This is a genomic window from Nocardia sp. NPDC050713 (assembly GCF_040654315.1).
In the GTDB taxonomy this organism is placed as follows: Bacteria; Actinomycetota; Actinomycetes; order Mycobacteriales; family Mycobacteriaceae; genus Nocardia.
This window is the reverse complement of sequence record NZ_JBFAHS010000002.1, coordinates 296,822-318,196: the sequence shown is the minus strand read 5'-3', so window position 1 is coordinate 318,196 and position 21,375 is coordinate 296,822. Positions and strand designations below refer to the sequence as shown.

The 21,375-nt window shown below is 68.9% G+C and carries 20 protein-coding genes; 8 read left to right on the top strand and 12 right to left on the bottom strand.

The window, feature by feature from the left end:
- Positions 1-82: 82 nt before the first annotated feature.
- The 3 genes from AB0H49_RS04785 to AB0H49_RS04775 form a co-directional block, all read right to left on the bottom strand.
- Positions 83-373, bottom strand: coding sequence for a hypothetical protein (locus tag AB0H49_RS04785; protein WP_357247217.1), 291 nt, complete (start codon positions 371-373; stop codon positions 83-85).
- Between the two features lie 88 nt (positions 374-461).
- Positions 462-1,112 (bottom strand): pentapeptide repeat-containing protein, encoded by a 651-nt coding sequence (locus AB0H49_RS04780; protein ID WP_355001595.1) that lies wholly within the window; start codon positions 1,110-1,112, stop codon positions 462-464.
- A 69-nt stretch (positions 1,113-1,181) separates the two neighbouring features.
- Complete coding sequence (locus tag AB0H49_RS04775; protein WP_357247943.1) at positions 1,182-4,370, bottom strand: carboxyl transferase domain-containing protein; 3,189 nt, start codon at positions 4,368-4,370, stop codon at positions 1,182-1,184.
- Positions 4,371-4,420: 50 nt separating this feature from the next.
- On the opposite strand from AB0H49_RS04775, the gene AB0H49_RS04770 reads away from it, so the two are divergent.
- Positions 4,421-5,053 carry a helix-turn-helix domain-containing protein gene (locus AB0H49_RS04770; protein WP_357247214.1) on the top strand — a complete coding sequence of 211 codons (633 nt, stop codon included), beginning with the start codon at positions 4,421-4,423 and terminating at the stop codon, positions 5,051-5,053.
- Positions 5,054-5,117: 64 nt separating this feature from the next.
- Here the strand turns inward: AB0H49_RS04770 and AB0H49_RS04765 are convergent, their stop codons facing one another.
- Together AB0H49_RS04765 and AB0H49_RS04760 are read right to left on the bottom strand one after the other, a co-directional pair.
- On the bottom strand, positions 5,118-5,591 hold the full coding sequence (locus tag AB0H49_RS04765; protein WP_357247211.1) for a DUF1801 domain-containing protein: 474 nt from the start codon (positions 5,589-5,591) through the stop codon (positions 5,118-5,120).
- A 43-nt stretch (positions 5,592-5,634) separates the two neighbouring features.
- Positions 5,635-5,979, bottom strand: a complete 345-nt coding sequence (locus tag AB0H49_RS04760; RefSeq protein WP_357247208.1) for a VOC family protein — start codon at positions 5,977-5,979, stop codon at positions 5,635-5,637.
- Positions 5,980-6,188: 209 nt separating this feature from the next.
- On the opposite strand from AB0H49_RS04760, the gene AB0H49_RS04755 reads away from it, so the two are divergent.
- On the top strand, positions 6,189-8,987 hold the full coding sequence (locus AB0H49_RS04755; RefSeq protein WP_357247205.1) for a LuxR C-terminal-related transcriptional regulator: 2,799 nt from the start codon (positions 6,189-6,191) through the stop codon (positions 8,985-8,987).
- A 97-nt stretch (positions 8,988-9,084) separates the two neighbouring features.
- On the opposite strand, the gene AB0H49_RS04750 is transcribed toward AB0H49_RS04755, so the two are convergent.
- On the bottom strand, positions 9,085-10,584 hold the full coding sequence (locus AB0H49_RS04750; RefSeq protein ID WP_355001600.1) for an NAD(P)/FAD-dependent oxidoreductase: 1,500 nt from the start codon (positions 10,582-10,584) through the stop codon (positions 9,085-9,087).
- Positions 10,585-10,729: 145 nt separating this feature from the next.
- On the opposite strand from AB0H49_RS04750, the gene AB0H49_RS04745 reads away from it, so the two are divergent.
- Positions 10,730-10,858 (top strand): hypothetical protein, encoded by a 129-nt coding sequence (locus AB0H49_RS04745; protein WP_357247202.1) that lies wholly within the window; start codon positions 10,730-10,732, stop codon positions 10,856-10,858.
- Between the two features lie 162 nt (positions 10,859-11,020).
- Entirely contained in the window at positions 11,021-12,436 is a 1,416-nt protein-coding gene (locus AB0H49_RS04740; RefSeq protein ID WP_357247199.1) for an amino acid permease, read from the top strand.
- On the opposite strand, the gene AB0H49_RS04735 is transcribed toward AB0H49_RS04740, so the two are convergent.
- Positions 12,433-12,834 (bottom strand): hypothetical protein, encoded by a 402-nt coding sequence (locus tag AB0H49_RS04735; RefSeq protein ID WP_357247198.1) that lies wholly within the window; start codon positions 12,832-12,834, stop codon positions 12,433-12,435. The two genes, AB0H49_RS04740 and AB0H49_RS04735, sit on opposite strands and share 4 nt — an antisense overlap.
- A gap of 183 nt (positions 12,835-13,017) precedes the next feature.
- Complete coding sequence (locus tag AB0H49_RS04730; RefSeq protein ID WP_355001603.1) at positions 13,018-14,409, bottom strand: hypothetical protein; 1,392 nt, start codon at positions 14,407-14,409, stop codon at positions 13,018-13,020.
- Positions 14,410-14,616: 207 nt separating this feature from the next.
- Between AB0H49_RS04730 and AB0H49_RS04725 the strand changes: the two genes are divergently transcribed.
- The 3 genes from AB0H49_RS04725 (at position 14,617) to AB0H49_RS04715 (ending at position 17,760) form a co-directional block, all read left to right on the top strand.
- Entirely contained in the window at positions 14,617-16,170 is a 1,554-nt protein-coding gene (locus AB0H49_RS04725; protein ID WP_357247195.1) for an alpha/beta hydrolase, read from the top strand.
- 21 nt (positions 16,171-16,191) lie between these two features.
- Positions 16,192-16,833 carry an HAD hydrolase-like protein gene (locus tag AB0H49_RS04720; protein ID WP_357247192.1) on the top strand — a complete coding sequence of 214 codons (642 nt, stop codon included), beginning with the start codon at positions 16,192-16,194 and terminating at the stop codon, positions 16,831-16,833.
- A gap of 723 nt (positions 16,834-17,556) precedes the next feature.
- Positions 17,557-17,760, top strand: a complete 204-nt coding sequence (locus AB0H49_RS04715; protein WP_357247189.1) for a cold-shock protein — start codon at positions 17,557-17,559, stop codon at positions 17,758-17,760.
- 106 nt (positions 17,761-17,866) lie between these two features.
- Here the strand turns inward: AB0H49_RS04715 and AB0H49_RS04710 are convergent, their stop codons facing one another.
- The 3 genes from AB0H49_RS04710 to AB0H49_RS04700 all read right to left on the bottom strand — a co-directional run bounded on the left by AB0H49_RS04710 (position 17,867) and on the right by AB0H49_RS04700 (position 20,064).
- Positions 17,867-18,235 carry a MerR family transcriptional regulator gene (locus AB0H49_RS04710; RefSeq protein ID WP_357247186.1) on the bottom strand — a complete coding sequence of 123 codons (369 nt, stop codon included), beginning with the start codon at positions 18,233-18,235 and terminating at the stop codon, positions 17,867-17,869.
- Between the two features lie 432 nt (positions 18,236-18,667).
- Complete coding sequence (locus tag AB0H49_RS04705) at positions 18,668-18,865, bottom strand: hypothetical protein (RefSeq protein ID WP_357247183.1); 198 nt, start codon at positions 18,863-18,865, stop codon at positions 18,668-18,670.
- A 32-nt stretch (positions 18,866-18,897) separates the two neighbouring features.
- Entirely contained in the window at positions 18,898-20,064 is a 1,167-nt protein-coding gene (locus AB0H49_RS04700; protein ID WP_357247180.1) for an erythromycin esterase family protein, read from the bottom strand.
- A gap of 81 nt (positions 20,065-20,145) precedes the next feature.
- Between AB0H49_RS04700 and AB0H49_RS04695 the strand changes: the two genes are divergently transcribed.
- A complete protein-coding gene (locus AB0H49_RS04695) occupies positions 20,146-20,907 on the top strand; it encodes a MerR family transcriptional regulator (protein WP_357247177.1) in 762 nt (253 codons plus the stop codon).
- On the opposite strand, the gene AB0H49_RS04690 is transcribed toward AB0H49_RS04695, so the two are convergent.
- Positions 20,894-21,241, bottom strand: a complete 348-nt coding sequence (locus tag AB0H49_RS04690; protein WP_357247174.1) for a hypothetical protein — start codon at positions 21,239-21,241, stop codon at positions 20,894-20,896. The two genes, AB0H49_RS04695 and AB0H49_RS04690, sit on opposite strands and share 14 nt — an antisense overlap.
- Positions 21,242-21,375 lie beyond the last annotated feature (134 nt).

Below are 21,375 nucleotides of genomic sequence, written 5' to 3'. Positions count from 1 at the left end.
CCCGTTTCCATGGAGCGGCTGTTCACGAAGAGCCGGTGCGGAAACCTTCTGGCTTACCGGCGATCTGGTGGCCGCAGTCCGCTCAGGGGTTCGGCGGAAGAATCGGCGGCGCGAACACATCCTCCAACGGAGTCGGTCCGTTGTACCGGCGGCACTGACAGCCGACCCACTCCCGCATGCCGTGCATACCTCTCCGCGAGATCTCGGCATGACACTTACCCGTCTCCCGGTCGTGCAGCGCCAGGTCGTGCCCGCAACCGCAGCGCGCGGTGAGCGCCTTCGCCCCCGACCGAGCTCGCCGCCGCCCGAACCTGCCGCACACGAAGCCGACACCGACCAGCGCGGCACCAACCGCAAGGCTCAGGGGATCCATGCCCGAAGTATACGTATACGCATAGCCGCGGTCATTCGAACCGTACAGTGCCGCCAAGGGCCGTGGCCTCGAAGTCGGTGGTTCTCCGTTACGGCTCGTCGGCGACGGTGATGCCGAGGGCGCTTGCGAAACTCGGTGCGAGGTCCATCAGCTGTAATGGGGTGATCGTCGCGCCGCGGAGGCCGTCGAGTCCTTCGGCGACGCCGATTCGGGTGGCGCCGCGTAGGTCGACCTTGCGCATCCGGGTTTTGTTCAGTGCGAGGTCGGTGAGGGTGGATCCGGGGAAGCTCACCGTGTTCAGCTCGGCGTCGCCGAAATCGGGGTGGCGCAGGACGCAGTCGACGAAGGAGACCTCGCGCAGCTTCGCGCCGCGGAAGTTGACCGAGTCGAATTTGCAGCCCTCGAATCGGACGCGGCGCAGCACCGCGCCGCCCGCGTCCACGCCGGACAGCGCGCCTTCGACGAATTCGGCGTCGTGCCAAGAGGTATCGGCGAGCTCGGTGCCGACGAAGGCGACGGCACGCAACCAGACGTCGTCGAACCGGCCGTACCGGAAGCTTCCCCGGGTGACCGTCAGCGAGCTGAACGCGGACTGCGCGAAGCGCACGTGCTCGGCGGCGGGGTGTTCGAGCTGCCGGTCCTCGACGTGCACGCAGTCGTAATCGCCCTCGCGCGCCGGTTCCTCCTCGAACGGCGTCAGGTATCGCGCGAACGGCAGATCCGCCAGCTCACGTGCCACGCCCCACCTCCCTACCTCGGTCGACAACGGTCGGTCCTGTCTATCAGCACCCACCGACAACAGACGTCGTCACCGCAGCGTGCGCAACCAGCGGCGGGTGTCGGCGGGATCGATGACGTCGTCCAGCTCCAGCACGGTCGCCGCGGTGAGCGCTTTGCCGTTGGCGTAGGCGAGTCGCACCAGGTTGTCGAAGGCGGTCTGTCGTTCGGCGGGGTCGTCGATGGCGGCCAGTTCCTTGGCGAAGCCGAGTCGCACCGCGCCCTCCAGGCCCATGCCGCCGATCTCGCCGGTCGGCCAGGCGATCACGAAGCGCGGGGCGCGGAACGAGCCCGCGGCCATGGCCTGCGCGCCGAGGCCGTATCCCTTGCGCAGGATCACCGTGCCCCACGGCACCGACAGCCCGGCGGCCTCGATGAACAAGCGGCTGAACTTGGTCACTGTCGCGTGCGTCTCGGCTTCCGGACCGACCATGAAACCCGGTGTGTCGCAGAGGGATACGATCGGCAGTCCGTGCGCGTCGCAGAGCCGGAGGAACATGGCGAGCTTGTCGGCGGCGGGCGCGTCGATGGCGCCACCGAGGTGGTGGCAGTCGTTGGCGATCAGGCCGAAGGGCCTGCCCTCGACCCGCACCAGGGCGGTCACGACGCCGACGCCCCAGTCCGCGCGCAGCTCCAGCACAGAGCCGACATCCGCGACCGCCGCGATGGCGGCACGAATATCGAAGGCGCGCAGACGATTCTCGGGCACCACGTGACGCGCTAGACGCGGATCGGGCGCCGTCCATTCGGCGGTGCCGCCTTGGAAGTAGCCGAGATAGCAGCGAGCGAGGGCGACGGCTTCCGCTTCGTCGGCCGCGACCAGGTGCACCACGCCGTTGCGGTGCTGGACATCGATCGGCCCGATGTCCTCCGGCGCGTAGACACCGAGACCGCCGCCTTCGATCATGGCGGGGCCGCCCATGCCGATGTTCGCGTCGGGGGTGGCGATCACGACGTCGCACATGCCGAGCAGCGCGGCGTTGCCCGCGAAGCAGCGGCCGGAGACGATGCCGATCAGTGGCACGCGCCCGGACAGCGCGCCCATCGCGCGGAAAGTGGTGACGTCCAGGCCCGAGATGCCCGGGTAGTCGGTGTCGCCCGGCCGTCCGCCGCCGCCCTCGGTGAAGAAGACGACCGGAAGTCGTTGCTCGCGAGCCAGTTCCAGCATTCGGTCGGTCTTCGCGTGGTTGCGCATGCCCTGGGTGCCCGCGAGCACCGTGTAGTCGTAGGAGAGGACGACCGCGCGGCTCGCGTCCGCGCCGAAGCGGTCGGCGTTGATCGTGGCCACGCCGGTGATCAGGCCGTCGGCGGGGGTGTTGGCGATGAGGTCCTCGGGACTGCGGCGCAGCCGCTGGGCGGCGACCGCGAGGGCTCCGTACTCGACGAAGCTGTCGGCGTCGACCAGATCGGCGATGTTCTCGCGAGCGGTGCGCCTGCCGAGGCGGTGGCGTTTGGCGACGGCCTCGGGCCGGGCGGCGTCCAAGCCGACGCGGTGGCGCTCCTGCACCTCGGCGAGGTCGGCGCGAATCGCGTCCAGGTCCACGGCGGTGACGTTTACGGTCTCGCCCTCGTGCTCGGCGGCGGCCCAGACCAGCAGCGCGGTGTGCGGATCGACCGTGTCGCCGGGGGCGACCAGGTGTCGCAGTACACGCAGCGGCTGCTCCGCGCGCAGCACGTGCTGCATCTTCATGGCCTCCAAGACGGCCACCTCGTCGCCCGGCGCGACGACGACGCCCGGCTCGACCACGCTCACGACCGTGCCGCCCATCGGCGCCAGCAGCGCGGTCTCCCCGTCGAGCAGCGGGTCGGAAACGCGGGCGACGGCGTTGTCGGGCGTCGTGTCGGCCACCGGGAGGGCGGTGGCGAGATCCCCTGCGCGAGCGACGAATTCGGCGGCGCGCTGCTCGAACCAGGAGGTGCTCACCGTGCGTCCGTCGGCGAGTTCGTCGAGCACGACGCGCAGCACCGTCGCGTTGGTGTCCACACCGGCGACCACGGTCTCGGCCAGCGCGTCGGCGCACCGACGCAGCGCCGCCGGATACGTCCCGGCGCGCGCGATCATCTTGGCCAGCAGCGAATCGAAGTGCACACCATGCCGCATACCCGCGTACAGCCCGGTGTCGACCCGCACGCCGACGCCGGTCGGCGCGGCGAACCGCGCGACGGTGCCGGAGGCGGGCAGCACTTCCCCACCGGCCGTGACGATTTCGGCGTTCACCCGAGCCTGGACCGCGTAGCCGCGCGGCGCGAGATCGGGCAGCGCGAGCTCGGTGAGCGAGGCGCCGCGCGCCAGCTCGAACTGGATCGCGACCAGGTCGATGCCCGTGACCTCCTCGGTGACGGTGTGCTCCACCTGGAGTCGCGGATTCACCTCCAGGAACCAGTAGTGCGCTCCGCTGACCAGGAATTCGACGGTGATCACGCCGCGACAGCGCACCGATTCGGCGAGCGCGACGGCGTCCGCGTGCAGCCGCTCGCGCAGCGCGGTATCGAGTCCGGGCGCGGGCGCGATCTCGATCAGCTTCTGGTGGCGGCGCTGCACGCTGCAATCCCGGTCACCGACCGCCACCGCCGCGGCGCCGTCCGCGACGACCTGCACCTCGATGTGCCTGGCCTCCGGAACCAGCGCCTCGGCGTACACCGTGTCGTCGCCGAACCCGGCCCGTGCCTCGGCCCGGCAGTGCTCGTAGGCGGTGGCCAGTTCGTCCGGGTCGCGCACCACTCGCATGCCGCGTCCACCGCCGCCCGCCGCCGCCTTGACCATGACGCCCTCCGGATAGCGGGCAAAGAGCTCGGCGATCTCGTCCACACCGGACCCCGCGGGTGTCGCGGGCAGCACGCGCACGCCCGCGCGTTCGGCCGCCGCACGCGCCGCGGTCTTGTCGCCGAAGATCCGCAGTACTTCCGGCGTCGGACCGACGAAAACCAGCTCGGCCGCGGCGCAAGCGGCCGCCAAATCCGCGCTCTCACTGAGGAATCCATATCCGGGGTGGACCAGCGCTCCGGCCCCCGCCTTCCGCGCCGCGGCGACGATGCCCGGCACGTCGAGGTAGGCGGACGCGCCGTGTCCGGACAACGCCACCGCGTCATCGGCCAGGCGCACGTGCATGGCCTCGCGTTCGTCCTCGGTGTACACCGCGAGCGTGGAGTATCCGTGCTCACGTGCGGTCCGCAGGACTCGAACCGCGATTTCTCCTCTGTTGGCCACGACGACGCGCATGCCGCCCAGTGTCGTTGACATTGACGTCAACGTCAATGAGCATGGGTGTCGTGACCTCTTCCGCCTGGTCGGTGCGCGCCGCGCGCGAACGCTCGCACACCGACCGCCACCGCGACCTGCTCGACGCCGCCGCCAGGGTCTTCGCCGCGCGCGGCTACGCCGAGACCACCGTCGCGGCCATCACCGCAGAGGCCGGTGTCGCGCGCGCCACGCTGTACGTGTACTTCGCGTCGAAAGAGGAGATCTTCCACGCGCTGGCCGCCAGGGTGCGCGACGATTTCCTCGCCGCGCAGGAACCCGGGCTCATCGGCGACGATCCGCGAAAGACGTTGCACGCCACCATCGACGCCTTCGCCGCCGCGGCCCGCGACGCCGGTCCGCTGCTGCGGATGATCGAGGAACGCGGTGCCATCGAACCGGCACTAGCGGGTCTCGCGACCGAGATCGCCGAACGTCCGATCCGTCGCTTCGCCCGATGGATCGAGCGCCAGCGGCGGGCCGCGACGGTCGCGCCGGTCGCCGAGCCGCGCGTGGTCGCGGAGACGATCGGCTATGCGCTGGCCAGCGGCGCGCTACAGCGCCGGGCCGCGGATTCGGCGGCGTGGGAGGAGTATCTGCGCAGCATGCGGACGGTGGCGGAGACGCTGCTCGGCATGAGCTCCGCAGCGGCTCCCGCATCCTGAACTCGCGGTCCCCTGCCACCGGGGTGCGGGTGCGGTCCGCTCCGCGCCCCGATAATTGGGCGCCTCAGCCCACCGCCCGCCGCACGAGCTCGCCGATCCTCTTCTCGTCGTCGGCGGTCAGCTTCGTCAGCGCGAAAGCCGTCGGCCACAGGGTGCCGTCGTCGAGGTTCGCCGAGTCGTTGAAGCCGAGCGTCGCGTACCGCGCCTTGAACTTCTCCGCGCTCTGGAAGAAGCACACGACCTTGCCGTCCTTGGCGTACGCGGGCATGCCGTACCAGAGTTTCGGCGCGAGCTGCGGCGCGCTGTCCTTGACGATGGCGTGGATCCGTTCGGCCAGAACGCGATCGGCGTCGGCCATGTCGGCGATCTTGGCGAGCACGTCCTGCTCACCGTCGGCCTTGGTGGCGCGCGAGCCGCGGCGCGCGGCCGTCTTCAGCTCCTGGGCGTGCTCTTTCATCGCGGCAAGTTCTTCGTCGGTGAAGGCGACAGCGCTCTTGCTCTTGGCGGCGGTGCGGGCGGTGGTCTTCTGGGTGGTCATCGTCGGTTCCTTCGTTCGGGGGGTTGATGGGGTCGGGCGGCGCTCAGCTGTCCTGAAGCAACCCGAGGACATTGCCGTCGGGGTCGGTGACGGTGGCCACGAGGCGACCGGCACCGACGTCGCGCACGGGCTCCTTGACCGTGGCGCCCGCGGCGGTGACTTCGGCGAGCTTCGCCTCGATGTCGGGCACGTGCCAGTACGCCACCGGGGCGGTCATGTTCTGCGGTCCACCGCCGGGCACCAGCCCGATGTGCTGGCCCTCGACTTCGAAGCCGACGTAGTAGGTTCCGTCGGTCTGCGGCTCGACGCCGAGCAGCGCGGCGTACATCTTCTTGGCCGCCGCCAGGTCGGAAACCGGATGCAGGACGGTCTTGATTCCCGCGGTCATACTCACTCCTGATGTGGTCGAGATCGTCTTGGGTGCGGAACCGGAGGGCACTCGCACCGTTTCGGCCGTTCCTCCGATGTCCATGGCAATTACGGTAGGCACGGCGCGGGGCACCGACATCCGTGCCGACCACGGAACGCTCCACTGAACGTGTGCGTAGCTTGCCCGTGCGACCCCGGGGACAAGACCCGTACGGGAAGATGGGCGACGTGTCGAAGCAGAAGGTCGCCGTAGGGATCTCCGACCGGGAGGCCGAAGTCCTGAATCTCGTTGGGCAACATCGCAGCAATGCGGAGATCGCCGCGCAGTTGTTCATCTCGGTGCGCACCGTGGAGACCCATGTGTCCTCGCTGCTGCGCAAGGTCGGTGTCCCCGACCGGCGGGCGCTCGCCGCCCGCTCGGCCGAATTCGCGCGGGCGGAGCGGATGAGCGAGACGATCGTCGCCCTCCCCTCGCCCCTGACGTCGTTCGTCGGCCGAGCTCGGGAACGCGACGCGCTGCGCGAAGCCGTCCGGACGCACCGCCACGTGACCGCCCTCGGTCCCGGCGGGATCGGCAAGACCCGGCTGGCGTTGGCCGCCGCCGCGGATCTGGCCGGTGACTTCGCGGACGGCGTCTGGTTCGTCGACCTCGTGCCGGTCACGGATCCCGCGATGATCGGCTCCGCCGTGGCCAGCGCCCTCGGCCTCGGCGAGAACCCGGGTCGCGGCCTCGACGACTCGGTGCAGTCCGCGCTGGCCGATCGCCACACTCTGCTCGTGCTCGACAACTGCGAGCACCTCCTCGACGCCGCGGTGCCGTTCATCGAGCGCCTGCTCGCGCGCTGCCCGCGCGTGACCGTCCTGGCCACCAGCCGGGCTCGGCTCATGGTGCCCTTCGAGCACGTCTACGTGGTGCCCCCGCTGTCCCTCGACCGCGACAACGACGCCATCGCACTGTTCCTGGAACGCGCCTCCGCTTTGGGCTGGGCCGTGGATCCGGAGCAATACGACCGAGTCACCGAGATCTGCGAGCGGCTCGACGGGCTGGCTCTGGCGATCGAACTCGCGGCCGCCCGGCTGCCCACGCTCGGGCTCGACGGTCTTACCGCGAGCCTGGCCGACCCGCTGCGGCTGCTCGTCGGCGGACGTCGCGCCGACGACCGGCACCGGTCCGTGCGGGCCATGCTCGACTGGAGCCAGGCGCTGCTCACCGACCCGGACCGGTGCCTGCTGCGCCGCGTCGCGGTCCTCGTCGCGCCGTTCACCGCCGCCGACGCCGCGGTGGTGGCCGGTTATCCGCCGCTGGCGCCGGACGCCGTCGCGGACGGGCTGGCTCGGCTCGCCGAGCAGAGCCTGCTGACCACCGTCGCGTCCTCGGCCGGTACCCGCTATCGGGCGTTGGAGGCGATTCGCCAGTACGAGACCGAGCAACTCGGCGCGACCGGCGAACTCGCCGAAGTTCTCGCCCGCCACGTGCGCTGGTGCGCGAAGACCGCCGCCGAACTGGCCGTGGAATTGCCCGCGACGAGCGGCGGGTGGCGCACCAGGTTCGACGCGGCGGTCGACGACATCCGGGCGGCGCTGGCCTGGGCGGCGGAACAGCCCGGTCATCGCGCCGAGGCGCACGAGCTGGCCGTGCTCCTGGCCCAGCTGACTTTCGCCCGGAATCTGGTCGGTGAGTCCCAGCAGCGCTACGAACAGGCGGCCTCGCTCACCGACGACCCGGCGGCCGCGGCGTCGGCGCTTCGGTCCGCCGCGGCGGTGGCCGGTTGTCGCATGCGCGGCGAGGACATGTACCGCCTCTACCGCGCCGCCGCCGGGACCGGCGCCCACGACCCCGCCGCGGCCGCACGCGATCTGGCCACGGCCGCGATCACGGTCTATCGGATGACCGACACGTTCAGCCAGCTGCCGCCCTCGGGCGTCGCCGCGATGCTGTTGTCCGAGGCACGCGAGCTCGCGGGGGCGGATCCGGCCGCGCAGGCCGCGATAGCGCTGGCCGAGTGCGGGGTGCTCGCCGACGCCATCGATCCGGATCAGGGTGGGCTCGGCGCGCCCGAGGCGATCGCGCTCGCCGAACGAGCTGTCGATCTGGCGTATCGGACCGGCGATCCGCTGGCGCAGAGCGCGGCGCTCGACGCACTCGCCGCGGCCCAGTGCTGGGCGGGCGACACCTTCGCCACCGCGGCGACGGCGCTTCGGCGAGTCGAGCTCCTCGGGTCCGTGCCGGTGACGCCTGCGGGCGCGGTCGAGCGGGTCAACGCGCTCGCGGAGGCGGCCGAAACCTGCGTCGGGGTGGGCGATTTGGCGAACGCCCTGCGCTGGGGTGAGCAGCTTCGCGACCTGCCGCTGCTAGCCGAGCGGGGCGACTTCGCCACGTCCCGGCTGCTGGTGGCGAATGCGTTGGCGGGCAATGTCGCCGACGTGCTGGCGGGCAGCGGGCGGTTCCTCGACGGATGGGAACTCTCCGGACGCCTGCCCGCACCTCACCTCGGCACGGCGGCGGCCGCGGTGGCGCTGGTCCACGGTTTGCGTGGTGACGACGCGGCGCGCGCCGAGTGGTTGGCCACCGTCGACGCGCTCGGCGTGACGCGCGAGCAGAAGACCGCCTACAGCGCCGTGTTCGACGCGATCGTCCTGCTGCACCGTGGACAAGCCGACCGGGCGCTGGCAGGGCTGGCGGCGGAGCCGGACGAGATGGACGAGCGAGTCGTGTGGGTATGGCGCCATTGGTATCTGGCACTGCGCGCCGAGGCCGCGGTGCTCGCCGGTCATCCGAACGCCCGCGACTACCTCGCCGCGGCGCGAACCGTCGTGGCGGGCAACCCGATCGCCGACGCGATCCTCGATCGGGCCGCGGCCCTGCGCGACAACGAACCCGACGGCCTACTCGCCACCGCGGCCGCCTTCGAAGCAGCCCGCTGCCCCTACCAACAGGCCCGAACTCTGACGCTCCTCGGGGGCGACTCCGTCGAGGTCGGCAATGCCGTTCTGGCAGACCTCGGCATCACCCCTCCCACGCCATAACGAACCCGCACAACCGCTGACGAGCCGCACATCGTGCCCTCGAACGACTTCAGCCCGCCGACGTATCGGCGGCTGAAGATCGACTGTGTCGCGGAGGTCAGGCGCTGCGGCTCTCGAGCAGCGCGTCGGGCCGTTCGGCGGCGGCGCTGAAGGTCAGCACGCCGTCCTCGAGCGGCGCCTTGCGCAGCAGCGCGCGGTCCCGGAAGTAGTTGTTGACGACCTGCCACGGCCCGTTGGTGCCCTGGCGCGGCATCACCGCGTCGCCGCGCTTGATGTAGCCGGAGGTCAGCGCGCCGCCCATGACCGAGTCGGCGCCGCGGTCGCCGTCCTTGGCCACCGCGACGAACTTGGTCAGACCGTTGGACTTCAGGTGGTTGAGCAGGCGGCAGAAGTACTCGGCGGCCAGATCGGCCTTGAGCGTCCACGAGGCGTTGGTGTAGCCGAGCACCATCATCGCGTTGGGCACGCCGTCGAGCAGCGCGCCCTTGTAGACGACGCGGTCGCGGGTCACCACCGGCTCACCGTCGATCTCGAGCGACGCGCCGCCGAGCATCTGCACGGTGAGGCCCGTCGCGCTGATCACGATGTCGGCCTCGAGTTCCTCGCCGGAGGCCAGCCGGATGCCGGTCTCGGTGAACGTGTCGATGCGGTCGGTGGCGATCGAGGCCTTGCCGCTGCGCAGCACCTTGAACAGGTCGCCGTTGGGCACCACACACAGGCGCTGGTCCCAGGGGTTGTAGGACGGCGTGAAATGGCGCATGTCCAGATCCGCGCCGACCTGCAACCGGACCGCGGCGAGCAGCAGCTTCTTGGCCGCCGCCGGGTTGGTGCGGGACAGCTGGAAACTGGCGCGCTGCAAGGCGATATTGCGCGCCCGGCCGATCCGGTAGGCGAGCTTGGCGGGCACCTTGGCCGCCTTCATGCCGACGGCGACCGGGTCGTCGGCGGGCAGTGCGGTGATGTATGTGGGCGAGCGCTGCAGCATGGTCACGTGCGCGGCGTCGTCGGCCATGGCGGGGATGAGCGTGATGGCGGTGGCGCCGCTGCCGATGACGACCACGCGCTTGCCGCGGTAGTCCAGGTTTTCGGGCCAGTGCTGCGGGTGCACGATCTGCCCGCCGAAGTTCTCCTCGCCGGGGAACTCGGGGCGGTAGCCCTTGTCGTAGTCGTAGTAACCGGTGCAGCCGACCAGGAAGTTGCTGGTCCACTCCTCGGTGGCGCCGGTCTGTTCGTCGAGCGCGGTCACCGTCCACAGCTCGGTCTCGCTGGACCAGCGCGCGGTGGTCACCTTCCTGCCGAACCGGATGTGCTCGGTGACTCCGTACTCGGCGGCGGTGTCCTCGACGTACTGGCGGATGTGCGGGCCGTCGGCGAGCACCTTGGTGCCGTGCCAGGGACGGAAGCCGTAGCCGAAGGTGTACATGTCCGAGTCGGAGCGAATGCCGGGGTACTTGAACAGGTCCCAGGTCCCGCCGATGGCGCTGCGACGTTCCAGGATCGCGTAGCTGCGTCCGGTCCGCTCGCGGGTGAGGTGGCAGGCCACGCCGATTCCGGACAGGCCAGCGCCGATGATCAGTACGTCGACATGCCGCGTCATTGAGGTACTCGTTTCGTTCTGGTCGCGCACCCGGGCGCCGTCGTCCGAGCGTGGTAATCGAGAGTACATGTTATTCGCAGTAACGTCTAGAGCGCCAATCCCCTTGATCGGCGATAAAACCACGGTGGTCGCAAACCGTGCCCCCATGCCCAGCGCTCGGATGGTGCGGTTGCACGGCAGCAGCGCCGACCGGCTGGAGATCACGCCGAATCCGTGGGCCGGTGTCGGATTGGTGCGCGTCGGGACGCCGGGCGCGGCGTCGTTTTCCAGCTGACGGGCGTGCGGCCGCTGCCGATCGGCACTGTCTGCAAACCCCCGGTTATCGACCCCGCTACGGCACCCACGAGAATGGATCCTCGGTTTCGGCCCACGAAGGCCGAGCCGAGGATCCACATCTCGTATGGGGACGGGTGAACCGCGTCCCGAGAGGAAGCCGATGACCAGCGCAGAACAACGGTGGCGCCGCCGCACGCCCGACGACGCGAGCCTGCCCGGCGCCGACTCGTCGCTGAAACGCAGCCTCGGGCGGCTCGACCTGACCGCCATGGGCGTGGGCACCATCGTCGGCGCGGGCATCTTCGTCATCACCGGCGTGGCGGCCGCGGAGAAGGCCGGGCCGTCGATCGTGCTGTCGTTCGGACTGGCCGGTCTGGTCTGCGTGCTCGTCGCGCTCTGTTACAGCGAACTCGCCGCGATGGTCCCTGTCTCGGGCAGCGCCTACACCTACACCTACGCCACGCTCGGCGAAGGACCGGCGTTCCTGGTCGGCTGGAACCTGCTGCTGGAATTCGTCATCGCGGGCGCGGCCGTGGCGATCGGTTGGTCCGGCACCACGGTGTCGGCACTAGATTCGATGTTCGGCATCACGCTCCCGCACGCCATCACCGCCGGGCCCGGCGAGGGCGGTGTGGTGAACCTGCCCGCGGTGCTGATCATCGCCGCGATCGTGGCCGTGCTGGTCGGCGAGGTCTCACTCACCGCGCGCATCACCAAAGCGCTCGTCGCAGTGACCATCGGCGTGCTGGTGCTGGTGATCGCCATCGGCGCCCCGCACGTCGACCCGGGCAACTGGGCGCCGTTCGCGCCGTTCGGCTGGAGCGGCATCATCGGCGGCGCGGCGATCGCGTTCTTCGCCTTCCTCGGTTTCGACGTGGTCGCGGCCTCCGCCGAGGAGGCGCGCAACCCGAAGCGCGACGTGCCCTTCGCCATCATCGGCACCGTGCTCATCGCGACGTTGCTCTACGCGCTCGTCAGCGCCGTGCTCACCGGCGTCGCCCCGTTCCCGACCCTGAACAACGGCGCCCCGATCGCCACCGCCTTCGGCGCGCTGAACATCGGCTGGATCGGCAACGTCATCATCGTCGCGTCGATCATCGCGCTCACCAAAGGCCTGCTGCTCATCGTCTACGCGCAGGTGCGGTTGAGTTTCGCGATGTGCCGCGACGGCCTGCTCCCCCGCGGCCTCGCCGCCACCGGCACGCGTTCGACGCCGGTGCGGCTGACGCTGGTGCTCGGTGCGGGCTGCGCCGCCATCGCGGGCCTGCTGCCCATCGACATCGTGGTCGAACTGGTGAACATCGGCGCGCTGTCGGCCTTCGCCGTGGTGTGCGTCGGAGTGCTGGTGCTGCGCAAGCTGGAGCCGGACCGCGAGCGTCCGTTCCGCACCCCGCTCGTTCCGCTGGTGCCGATCCTCGCGCTGATGGGCTGCGCGCTGATGGCGTTCACCCTGGACGAGCTGACCTGGGTGCGTTTCGCGGTCTGGGTCGCTATCGGTGTCGCGGTCTACCTCGGCTACGGACGCAAGCACTCGGCCTTCGCCGCGAGCCGCGTCCCCGTCGCGCCGAGAAGTTAGCCCCGCCCGCCGGGCTGCACCCAGCGCAGCAATGCGTCCACCGTCGTTTCCGGCGAGGTGTTGAAACACAGCCGGATGCCGGGCGCCGACTCGGTCAGAACGTTCACGATGCGCTCGAACAGCAGCGTCTGCTCGGGCAGCATCCGCACCCCGCCGCCGATCATCGCCAATCCGTAGTCGGCCTCCGCCAGCCTGTCCTTGACCATCTCCTCGGCCGCGTCGGGGTCGACCGGAACCGAGCACGACACGACGTCGAAGCCCGAATCTCGCAGCATCGCCGTCCCGGCCTCGACCCGCGCGGTCAGCTCGGCCTCGTCGAGACCGGCGTGTTTGCTGTAGTCGAGCTGGCTCGGATGCAGGCCGATGGACAGGATCTTGGTATCGGAACCGAGGGGCATGCCGTCCACAGTGCCAGCGGTCGCCGATTCGCGCAGATCCACACGTGATGCCGGTCTGCACTCGGTGCAGATCGCGCTGTCACGTGGGAGGTTTCGGATCGCGGCATCGAGTGCAGCCGGAGTTCCACGTGAATCAGGGCGGTTACCAACCGGATTCGCGACGGTCCGCTCGGACGCCCCTCCTCACCGCGTGTACCGATGCTTGACTCCCACCGGGAAGTAGTCCGGATCCCCCAGCGGCCGCAGCTCCACATGCGGCACATGTCGCTCGACCGGCACATAGTTAGCGTATTCGCTGTTGTGGGCCAGCAACTCGTCCCGAACGGCGTCGGCGACGAGCCGGGTCCGTTCGACGGTGTTCGCCTCGTCCGGTCCGAGCTCGACCGTGATCCGCAGCAGCCGATTGCGATCGGCGTCCTCCCAAGCCTCGAGCACGAACTTCCCGGTGACCCAGTCGCTGATCTCCGGGCGCTCCAACCCGAGCGACACCGTTTCGGGATAGACATTGGCCCCGAACACCGAAACCGCGTGGATGGAGCGGCCGAACACGAACACGAAGGGCAGGTCCGGCCCGGTCTCCTCGTCCGGTTCGAACCCGTGCGCCCGGCAGAACTCCACCATGCGTTCGTGCGGGATGACACCGCCGTCGTCGGCGAGGTGATACCGGATCAGCGGCACACCGGAGTCGGCGGTGAACACCAATGTGCCGTCGACTGTTTCGAAGAAGCGGTCGGCCGGGTTGTACTGCATCAGCGCCGGCAGGCGCTGACCGCCGAACAATTCGCGCGCCGCCGCGGGATGTTCGGCGAGGAACCGCCGGATCCGCACGCTGAGCGGGGTCTCGTTGCCGAGCACACCGGCGTCGGCCGTGCCGTAGAGCGCGGCGACATCGCGCACCGGATCGAGACCCGCCCGCTTACCCATGAGATCGCGCCACTGCTCGCTGAACACCTCCCCCGCGCACACCAGTTTCACCGCGTAGCGCGACCAATCGACCTTTTCGCGCAGCCCCGTGTCGATGACGTCCTTGAGGAAGGGCGGATACCCGAACAGCACCACCTGGTCGAAGTGTGAGCCGAGTTCCGGTACCACGCGCAGGATCTCGGCCTTGTTGTTGCCGGGGGCCACGATCGTCATGGCCAGTTCGGCGGCCAGCCCGCGCAGGCAGGACAGCGTGTAGAGGCCGCCGACCCAGGTGCCGAGCGGGAAGCACACCACGGCGAGGGTGCGCCGGTGGGTGGCGTCGAAGCCGTGCACGAGAACCTGTTCGAAGCGGCGGGTCGCGGCCGCCTCGTCGGCGGCGGAGCGAGGCCAGAAGGTCGGCGTGCCCGTCGAACCGGACGACACCGCGATCAGGTCGCACGCCCCCAGATCGCCGTCGCGACAGCGCTGTGGCAGCGAATAGCGTTGGTGATAGTTCTCTTTCGTGACTAGCGGCAGTCGCGCGAATCCCGTGCCGTCGACGACCGAGGCCGCGTCGACACCGTGGCTGTCGAGGAAAGCGCGGTAGGCGGGCACGGTCGCCGCCGTTCGCTGGAACAACGCCACGAGCCGCTGCTGCAAATCCGAATCCATCTCCGAGGTAGCCCTTCCGCGAGGCGAAACCTGCGTGGGTCCAACGTACCGCCGGGCCGTGCCGCGCGGGGCGATCCGCACGGATCGCCACTTTCTCGCTATCTTCGAAGAGACCTGTTGCGAGAGTTCGACGGGCGCGGCGCGATATTCCCGCGGAATGTCGCGGAGGATCGGGGGACGACGGTGCGGTCGAGTCGGTGCGTACTGATGAGCGTCATCGCGGCCGCGGCACTGGTAGCCAGCGGCTGCTCGATCACGCCGACCGTGCAAGGCAGCGCGAGTCCCTCCCCCGCCCCGCTGCCCACGCTGCGGGATTACGAGGCGCAGCGGGTCGAGTGGGCGCCCTGCCGCGAGCAACGCGAGGCCGAGTGCGGCGAGATCCGCGTGCCCGTCGATTACGCCCATCCGGAAGCCGCCGCCCTCACCATGCCGCTGGTGCGTTTGCCCGCCACCAACCCCGCCCAGCGCATCGGAGTGCTCACCACCAACCCGGGCGGGCCTGGCGAATCCGGTTACCAGGACGTGCTTTCCGCGCTGAACCCGGACGACACCGGACTGCGCAAATTTCGTATCCGCTACGACCTCGTCGGCTTCGACCCGCGCGGCGTCGGCCGCACCGCTCCCGTGCGGTGTCTCGGCGACCGCGCGATGGACGAATACTTGGCCACCGACTTCACGCCGGTGAACGACGAGGGTCGCCGCTTGGTCGCCGAGGCGCACCGCCGTTACGCCACCGCGTGCCTGCGCAACACCGGCAACCTGCTCGGTTTCGTCGGCACCGAATTCGTGGTGCGCGATATGGACATCATGCGCTCGGCGCTCGGCGAGTCGAAGCTGAACTTCTTCGGCTTCTCCTACGGCACCCGGCTCGGGCAGCTGTATGCCGAGCAGTTCCCGGATCGGGTCGGGCGAATGGTGCTGGATTCCGTCGACGACCCGAGCCTGACGCCGGACCGGTGGGATTCGCTCGACGCTTCCGACGCTCCCGTGCCCGGTGCGATCTCGGCGCGAGATCGCTTGGTGCACAGCATTCTCGAAGGCTGCGCGAGACGTGCGGACTGCCCCCTCGGCAACGATCTGGACGCCGCCATGCGACGACTGATCGACCTGATCGACCGGGTGGACGCCGACCCCATCCCCGCCTCGGACGGCCGCCGCGTCGGTTCCAATCTGGCCCTGCTCGGCATCTTCATGGCGACCTACGACGAGCGCTACTGGCCGCGGTTCGAGCGCGCCTTCGCCGACGCCTTGCGCGGTGACGGCACCGGGTTCGCGGAACTCGCCGACTTCTACGTCGGTCGCGAGGAGGGCCGCTACAGCTCCTCCGATCCGGCGTTCTGGTCCGTGGAGTGCATGAACGACGACCCGGCCGCTTGGCGCTCGAAGCCGGAAGACGTGATCCTCCGGGATCTGGCGCAGGAGGCCGAGTGGGCGGCCGTGCGCTCACCGCTGTTCGGCGCGAACCGGGTGTTCAGCACCCCGCTGTGCCTGTTCTGGCCGGTCCGGCCGACCCAGAAGTCGGCGGGCGTGGACGCGGCGGGCGCACCGCCCATTCTGCTGCTCAACAACAGCGGCGATCTGGCGACCACGATCGAGGACGCCGAGAACGTGGCCGCCACCTTGGCCGACGCCGTGCTGGTGGTCAGCGAACACGACGGCCACATCGCCTTCGACAACGGTTCGGCCTGCGTGGACGCCATCGTCATGGCCTACCTCTACGACGGAACCCTCCCACCGGACGGGACTCGCTGCACGGACTGACCGGCCGGATAGAGTCGAGCGGTGACCTGGACCGTCGGCTTCGACCTCGACATGACCCTGATCGACTCGCGACCGGGAGTCTCGTACGCCATCGACACCGTCGCCGCGGAATTCCAGCTCCCGCTGCGCGGGGCCGACTTCGTGCAGCGGCTCGGGCCGCCGCTGAATCTACTGCTCGCCGAGGCGGGCGCGCCCGACGAGCTCATTCCCGCACTGATCACCCGCTACCGCGAGCTGTACCCCGACGTGGTGCCGCGCATCCCCGCCATGCCCGGCGCGGAGGCCGCCCTCGCCGCGGTGACCGCGCGCGACGGGCGTGTGATGGTCGTGACCGGCAAGCACCAACCGCTCGCACAACTCCACCTCGACGCGCTCGGCTGGCGAATCGACTACCTCGCCGGTGGGTTGTGGTCCACCGGCAAGGCCGAGGTCCTGCGCGCGCAAGGCGCGGCGATCTACGTCGGCGATCACGCCGGTGACATGCGCGGCGCCAAGGCCGCCGACGCGTTCGCCGTCGGCGTCACCACCGGTCCCTGCGACGCCGCGGAGCTGGTGGACGCGGGGGCCGACGTCGTACTGCACGACCTCACCGAATTCCCTTCCTGGTTGGCGGAATTCGCGGCGGTCGTGGCGCCCTTCGCGTCGGGCTCGCTTCAGGCGTAGCTCCGCCGCCTCCGGCCTGCGCGTTCTGCGTACCTCGGCATTCGCTCCCGCGTGCGCGGGCCAGGGGCGGCGCACTGGCCGTCCGGCAGCGTTCCTGCTCGGGTGTAGTGGCGCAATCGCCCGGGATCCGGCGCTGAGCCCGGCCGAGGATTGAGACCGTGTGACCTGTTTGGCGAATCGCGGGCGTTGTTGTCTAGCGGCTGCCGAACCTGAATTCTTGTGTTGCAGCGAGCTGGGGGTGCGGTCGTCTCGGCCGCCGCCTGCGCAAAACGGAACGGGACCAGACCCTGGTGGCGGAGGGTAGGGGCAACGAGGCTGTCGAGGCCTTTCAAACGAGGGACCATCCAGTTGTCCGACAAATCTCCGCGTAGCAAGATGCCCAAGGCGCAGGGCAAATCCCCGAAGGAGAAGCGAGCGGAGAAGAAAGCCAAATCCGCCGATCCGCAACCCGTAATCGAAGGCTTCGAAAAGAAGAGCAATAAGCACCGCTGACCTGCGTTGACCGCAGCGAGGGCAGGCCGAGGCGAACACGTCGTTCGGATGTGTTGAAACGCTTCAATTTTCGATACCTCGATCATCCAAATCGCAGGCCATGCCTGGCGGAGTGTTCCGCGTCACACAACGCGGGGAATCACGGGCACTTGTGGCATAGTTGGCGATCGAGAACGGGCTTCTCACCAAGAATTTGCCCGGCTCACCTACAGAAAAGAAGTTGCTTACAACATGGCTCAAGGCAGTGTGAAGTGGTTCAACGGTGAAAAAGGCTTCGGCTTTATCGCTCAAGACGGAGGCGGCCCGGACGTCTTCGTGCATTACTCGGCCGTGAACGGCACGGGTTACAAATCCCTCGATGAGGGTCAGCGTGTCGAGTTCTCGGTGGAGCAGGGCCAGAAGGGTCCCCAAGCCCAGGACGTCCGCGCCATCTGATCCCGCGCGAACGGTTTTCGTGAAGAGCTTCGCACCCCTAGGTGCGAAGCTCTTTTCATTTGGCCACCCGACCGCGGGCTGACTGCGTTGGACCTGCATGCGGTGGCTACGGATGCTCCACGTCGCGGACTTCATGCGCGTCGAGGGCGTGCTGCAGAGTGACGTTGAGCGCCTGGGCCTCCGCGAGCTGATCTTCCAGGATCACGATCCGGCACGCGCCCTCCAAGGAGTTGCCTGCGTCGATCAGCTCGCGCACCCGCGCGGCGATCCGCAACTGATAGCGCGAGTAGCGACGATGCCCCCCTTCCGAGCGTTGCGGGGTCAACAGGCGCGCACCATCAAGAGAGCGCAGAAACGCCTGGGTGACACCAAGGAGCTCGGCGGCGCGACCCATGCTGTAGGCGGGGAAATCCTCGTCATCTAGTCGGTCCACCCCGCCTTTATCCGGAGTGGGAGTCATATCCGGTTGCTGCATAGCACCTCTCAATGATTTTCAAACGACAGGAGGCCCCGGCGCACTGGGCGCCGGGGCCTGGGAAATACGTATACGAAGGGGTAGAGCTGATCACCGGCCCTCATAGGCCGATGGCATACATCGCACCCGAGAGCGCTCGGGTCGCGGAACACGATTTCGACTATTCAGTGGCCACCACCTCCATGTGTACGCGTCTTGTCTGCGAGGTTTCGTTTCTTGCTGTGCCCGCCCCGCCAGCGGCGGTCCAGCAGCCAGAGGGCCAGCCGGATTCTCGCCTGCGTCGGCGGGGCGGGGGTACCGCATACCAGGCAGTTCGCCTACCCAGTCACTCGATCTCTCACTTTCGACGGCAGTGAAATTACACAACCACACAGAGAATGTCTAGAGTCACCACTGCAGATTTTCTGGTGAGTGATCGGCCCACCGGAAGCATCAGCCAGCGTCGTCGCGCTGCCAGATCGTGCTTCGCAGGTCGGCACCCCGAATCACCTGGTCGCGCCAGGGGGACATGTCGCCGAACCGTTGCAAGAGCTGCTGCTGCGCTTGGTCGCGCAGTCCCTGAAGACTCCCCTGGAAACCCCCAAGCGGCCCGAGCAGTGTCTGCATCAACGGGCCGAGTTCTTCCAGCATGTCCTCTGCCCCCTGCTCCGGCCGTGCGCGGCTTACGACGGACTCCGTCCCGCTGCGTCGCTCAGGCGGGCACCGGTATTGATGTGCAGGACCGCGTCGGCCGTGTCGAGGATCGCTTGGTCGAGCGGCGAGTAGCCCTGCTGCGGGGTGGTGTCGGTGCGCGGACGAGCGGAGGTCACCGTCTCGGCCGGTGTCAGACCCCAGTCGGCGATGCCGGTCTGGAGGACGCTCTCGTAGGTGCCCGGTTCGGGCTCACCGAGTTCGAGCGTTTCGCTGCGGCCCAGGCTTCCAGCGATGAAGGCGTACCGCTCACCCAGCAAGGAACCCACTATGGCGCCCGCCCCGAACCATCGGAAGTCCATTCCCGCCATTTGGATGCCGCCCATATTCCGCTGTAGGTGGGCGTTGTGGGCGCCGACCATGGTTCCGCCGCGCCGGGCCTCAATGTTTCGGATGTCGAAGAGGTTCTGGGCCATCGACGTCTCGCGGATGTCCAGCAAGCCCGATAGGCGCCTTCGCTCGTCGCCCTGGTGAGCGGCCTGCCGGTGATAGCGCAGCAGACAGAGACCGGCGGTGAGGTGGACCTCGGTCTTCAGCCACGCCGCGCGTGATGTCGCCGCGATCAGTTCCGGTGCGCGCGCGTAGAGCGCGAGGAGCATGTCGTCGGCGACCTCCCGCAGGCGCTCGGCCGCGGCTGTGGCGCCGATCGACATGGACGGATCCATGATCGCCTCCGCGCGATCCCAGCGGTCGTCGTCCCCGAGGAGTTCGGCGAGGTCGAGATCGAGACGCAGATAGTCGCGGGCGTGCTCGAGATAGCGGCGTGGGCTCGCTGCGTTCGGGTTCTCCATCGGGGCGTCGAAACCGTGGAAGGCCAAGCGTTCCAAAGGCGGTCGGTCCCGGTTGTATTCGCGCATCCAGGCGACCAGTTCGCGGTTGGCGTCCAGTTCGCCGAAGCCGTGCGAGAAGCCTTCGCTCATCGCGGTGTCGAGGCTGCCGACACCGTCCTGCACGAAGTCGTTCACGAGGAGCGCGGCGACGCGGTCGGTCTCCAACGCGATCGAGCGGAAGCCGCGGTCGACCAGTTGGACGAACAGCTCGTTGCGGACGAACCCGAAGGACGGTTCCTGGTGCGTCGGTTCGCCGAGCGCCAACAGCTCACATGACGTGGAGACGAAGTCTCGAATGTCCTGACTCATGTGTTTCGATCGTATCGTTGAAAGATCGGTTGAGGCTTCCGCTGCTACGACCTGACATCTGCGCGGTAAAGTCTCGAATCGGTGATAACTGTGCGTCCCTCCGATCTAGCCCGCGAACACGGCCTCTCGACCCAAGCGGTCCGCAACTACGAGCGCGACGGGTTTCTCCCGCCCGCCGAGCGCACACCCACCGGCTACCGGATCTACACCGAAGTGCACGCGGTGGCTCTACGCGCCTACCTCGGTCTCGTCGCGGCGTACGGGCACGCGACCGCGGGCCGGATCATGAACGCGCTCCACGACGACGAACTCGACGACGCCCTGCGCATCATCGACGGCGGCCACGGCCAATTGCTTCGCGACCGGGAAACCCTCGACTCGGTGCGGCGAGCGGTGAAACACCTGACGGCGGAGTCCCACGCCCTCGCCGATCACGCGGAAGACATCGACAGCCGAACCATCCGCGAACTCGCGCACGGCCTCCGCCTCACCCCCGCGACCCTGCGCAACTGGGAAAGCGTCGGCATCCTCGCACCGGTGCGCGACCCAGCCACCGGGTACCGCCGCTACAGTGCGAGCGATGTCCGCGACGCCGAGCTCGCGCACCTCCTCCGGCGCGGCGGCTATCCGCTGGAGCAGATCGCCACCGTGGTGCAACAGATCCGAAATGCCGGTGGCACAGCCGCATTGGCCGCCGCCCTGGACGACTGGCAACGAAAACTCACCGCGCAGGGTCTCGCCATGCTCGACGCGGCCGGTCTGCTCGGGACCTACATGCGCTTGATCGACCACGCTGCGCCGGAACCAGTTTCGACGTCGTCCGCGCCGGTCAGTCGGCGATAACCTCCAGTTCCGGTCGGTGCTCACGCATCGCCTCGGTGACCTTCAACAGCGAGACCGACAGCGATGTCATCGGGATGGACGGCGCGGTGGCGATCGCGAACTCGCGATCCGGATGCGCCAGCACCAGGTCGATGGCGTCGCCACTCGAACACCGGCGCACCCGCACGTGATCCACCGTCGACCACGCGATGCGCCCGAACGCCCGGTGCTCCACACCCTCGTCGGTGATCACCAGATCCGGCCTACGCCGAAACCCGGACCACGCCATCTCCGCACCGATCGCGACAAACACCAGCGCCCCGATCTTGCCACCGATCACCGCGGTATCGGTCACCACCGCGAGCACACAAATCGCGGCGAGCCCCAGACACGCGACCGCCACTCCCAACGTCGTCCGCCACGACCGAAACACCGTGTCCGGCCGCCGAGACGCCCCCTTCCGCACATGCATTGGCGCATCCTAACGGT

Excerpts from the sequence above, each read along its gene's own strand:
- AB0H49_RS04705 (WP_357247183.1), bottom strand. The coding sequence starts at position 18,865 with ATGCTGGAAGAACTCGGCCCGTTGATGCAGACACTGCTCGGGCCGCTT.
- AB0H49_RS04765 (WP_357247211.1), bottom strand. The coding sequence starts at position 5,591 with ATGACCACCCAGAAGACCACCGCCCGCACCGCCGCCAAGAGCAAGAGC.
- AB0H49_RS04700 (WP_357247180.1), bottom strand. The coding sequence starts at position 20,064 with ATGAGTCAGGACATTCGAGACTTCGTCTCCACGTCATGTGAGCTGTTG.
- AB0H49_RS04745 (WP_357247202.1), top strand. The coding sequence starts at position 10,730 with ATGCCCAGCGCTCGGATGGTGCGGTTGCACGGCAGCAGCGCCGACCGG.
- AB0H49_RS04725 (WP_357247195.1), top strand. The coding sequence starts at position 14,617 with ATGAGCGTCATCGCGGCCGCGGCACTGGTAGCCAGCGGCTGCTCGATC.
- AB0H49_RS04715 (WP_357247189.1), top strand. The coding sequence starts at position 17,557 with ATGGCTCAAGGCAGTGTGAAGTGGTTCAACGGTGAAAAAGGCTTCGGC.
- AB0H49_RS04775 (WP_357247943.1), bottom strand. The coding sequence starts at position 4,370 with ATGCGCGTCGTCGTGGCCAACAGAGGAGAAATCGCGGTTCGAGTCCTG.
- AB0H49_RS04710 (WP_357247186.1), bottom strand. The coding sequence starts at position 18,235 with ATGCAGCAACCGGATATGACTCCCACTCCGGATAAAGGCGGGGTGGAC.
- AB0H49_RS04740 (WP_357247199.1), top strand. The coding sequence starts at position 11,021 with ATGACCAGCGCAGAACAACGGTGGCGCCGCCGCACGCCCGACGACGCG.
- AB0H49_RS04750 (WP_355001600.1), bottom strand. The coding sequence starts at position 10,584 with ATGACGCGGCATGTCGACGTACTGATCATCGGCGCTGGCCTGTCCGGA.
- AB0H49_RS04760 (WP_357247208.1), bottom strand. The coding sequence starts at position 5,979 with ATGACCGCGGGAATCAAGACCGTCCTGCATCCGGTTTCCGACCTGGCG.
- AB0H49_RS04735 (WP_357247198.1), bottom strand. The coding sequence starts at position 12,834 with ATGCCCCTCGGTTCCGATACCAAGATCCTGTCCATCGGCCTGCATCCG.
- AB0H49_RS04730 (WP_355001603.1), bottom strand. The coding sequence starts at position 14,409 with ATGGATTCGGATTTGCAGCAGCGGCTCGTGGCGTTGTTCCAGCGAACG.
- AB0H49_RS04785 (WP_357247217.1), bottom strand. The coding sequence starts at position 373 with ATGGATCCCCTGAGCCTTGCGGTTGGTGCCGCGCTGGTCGGTGTCGGC.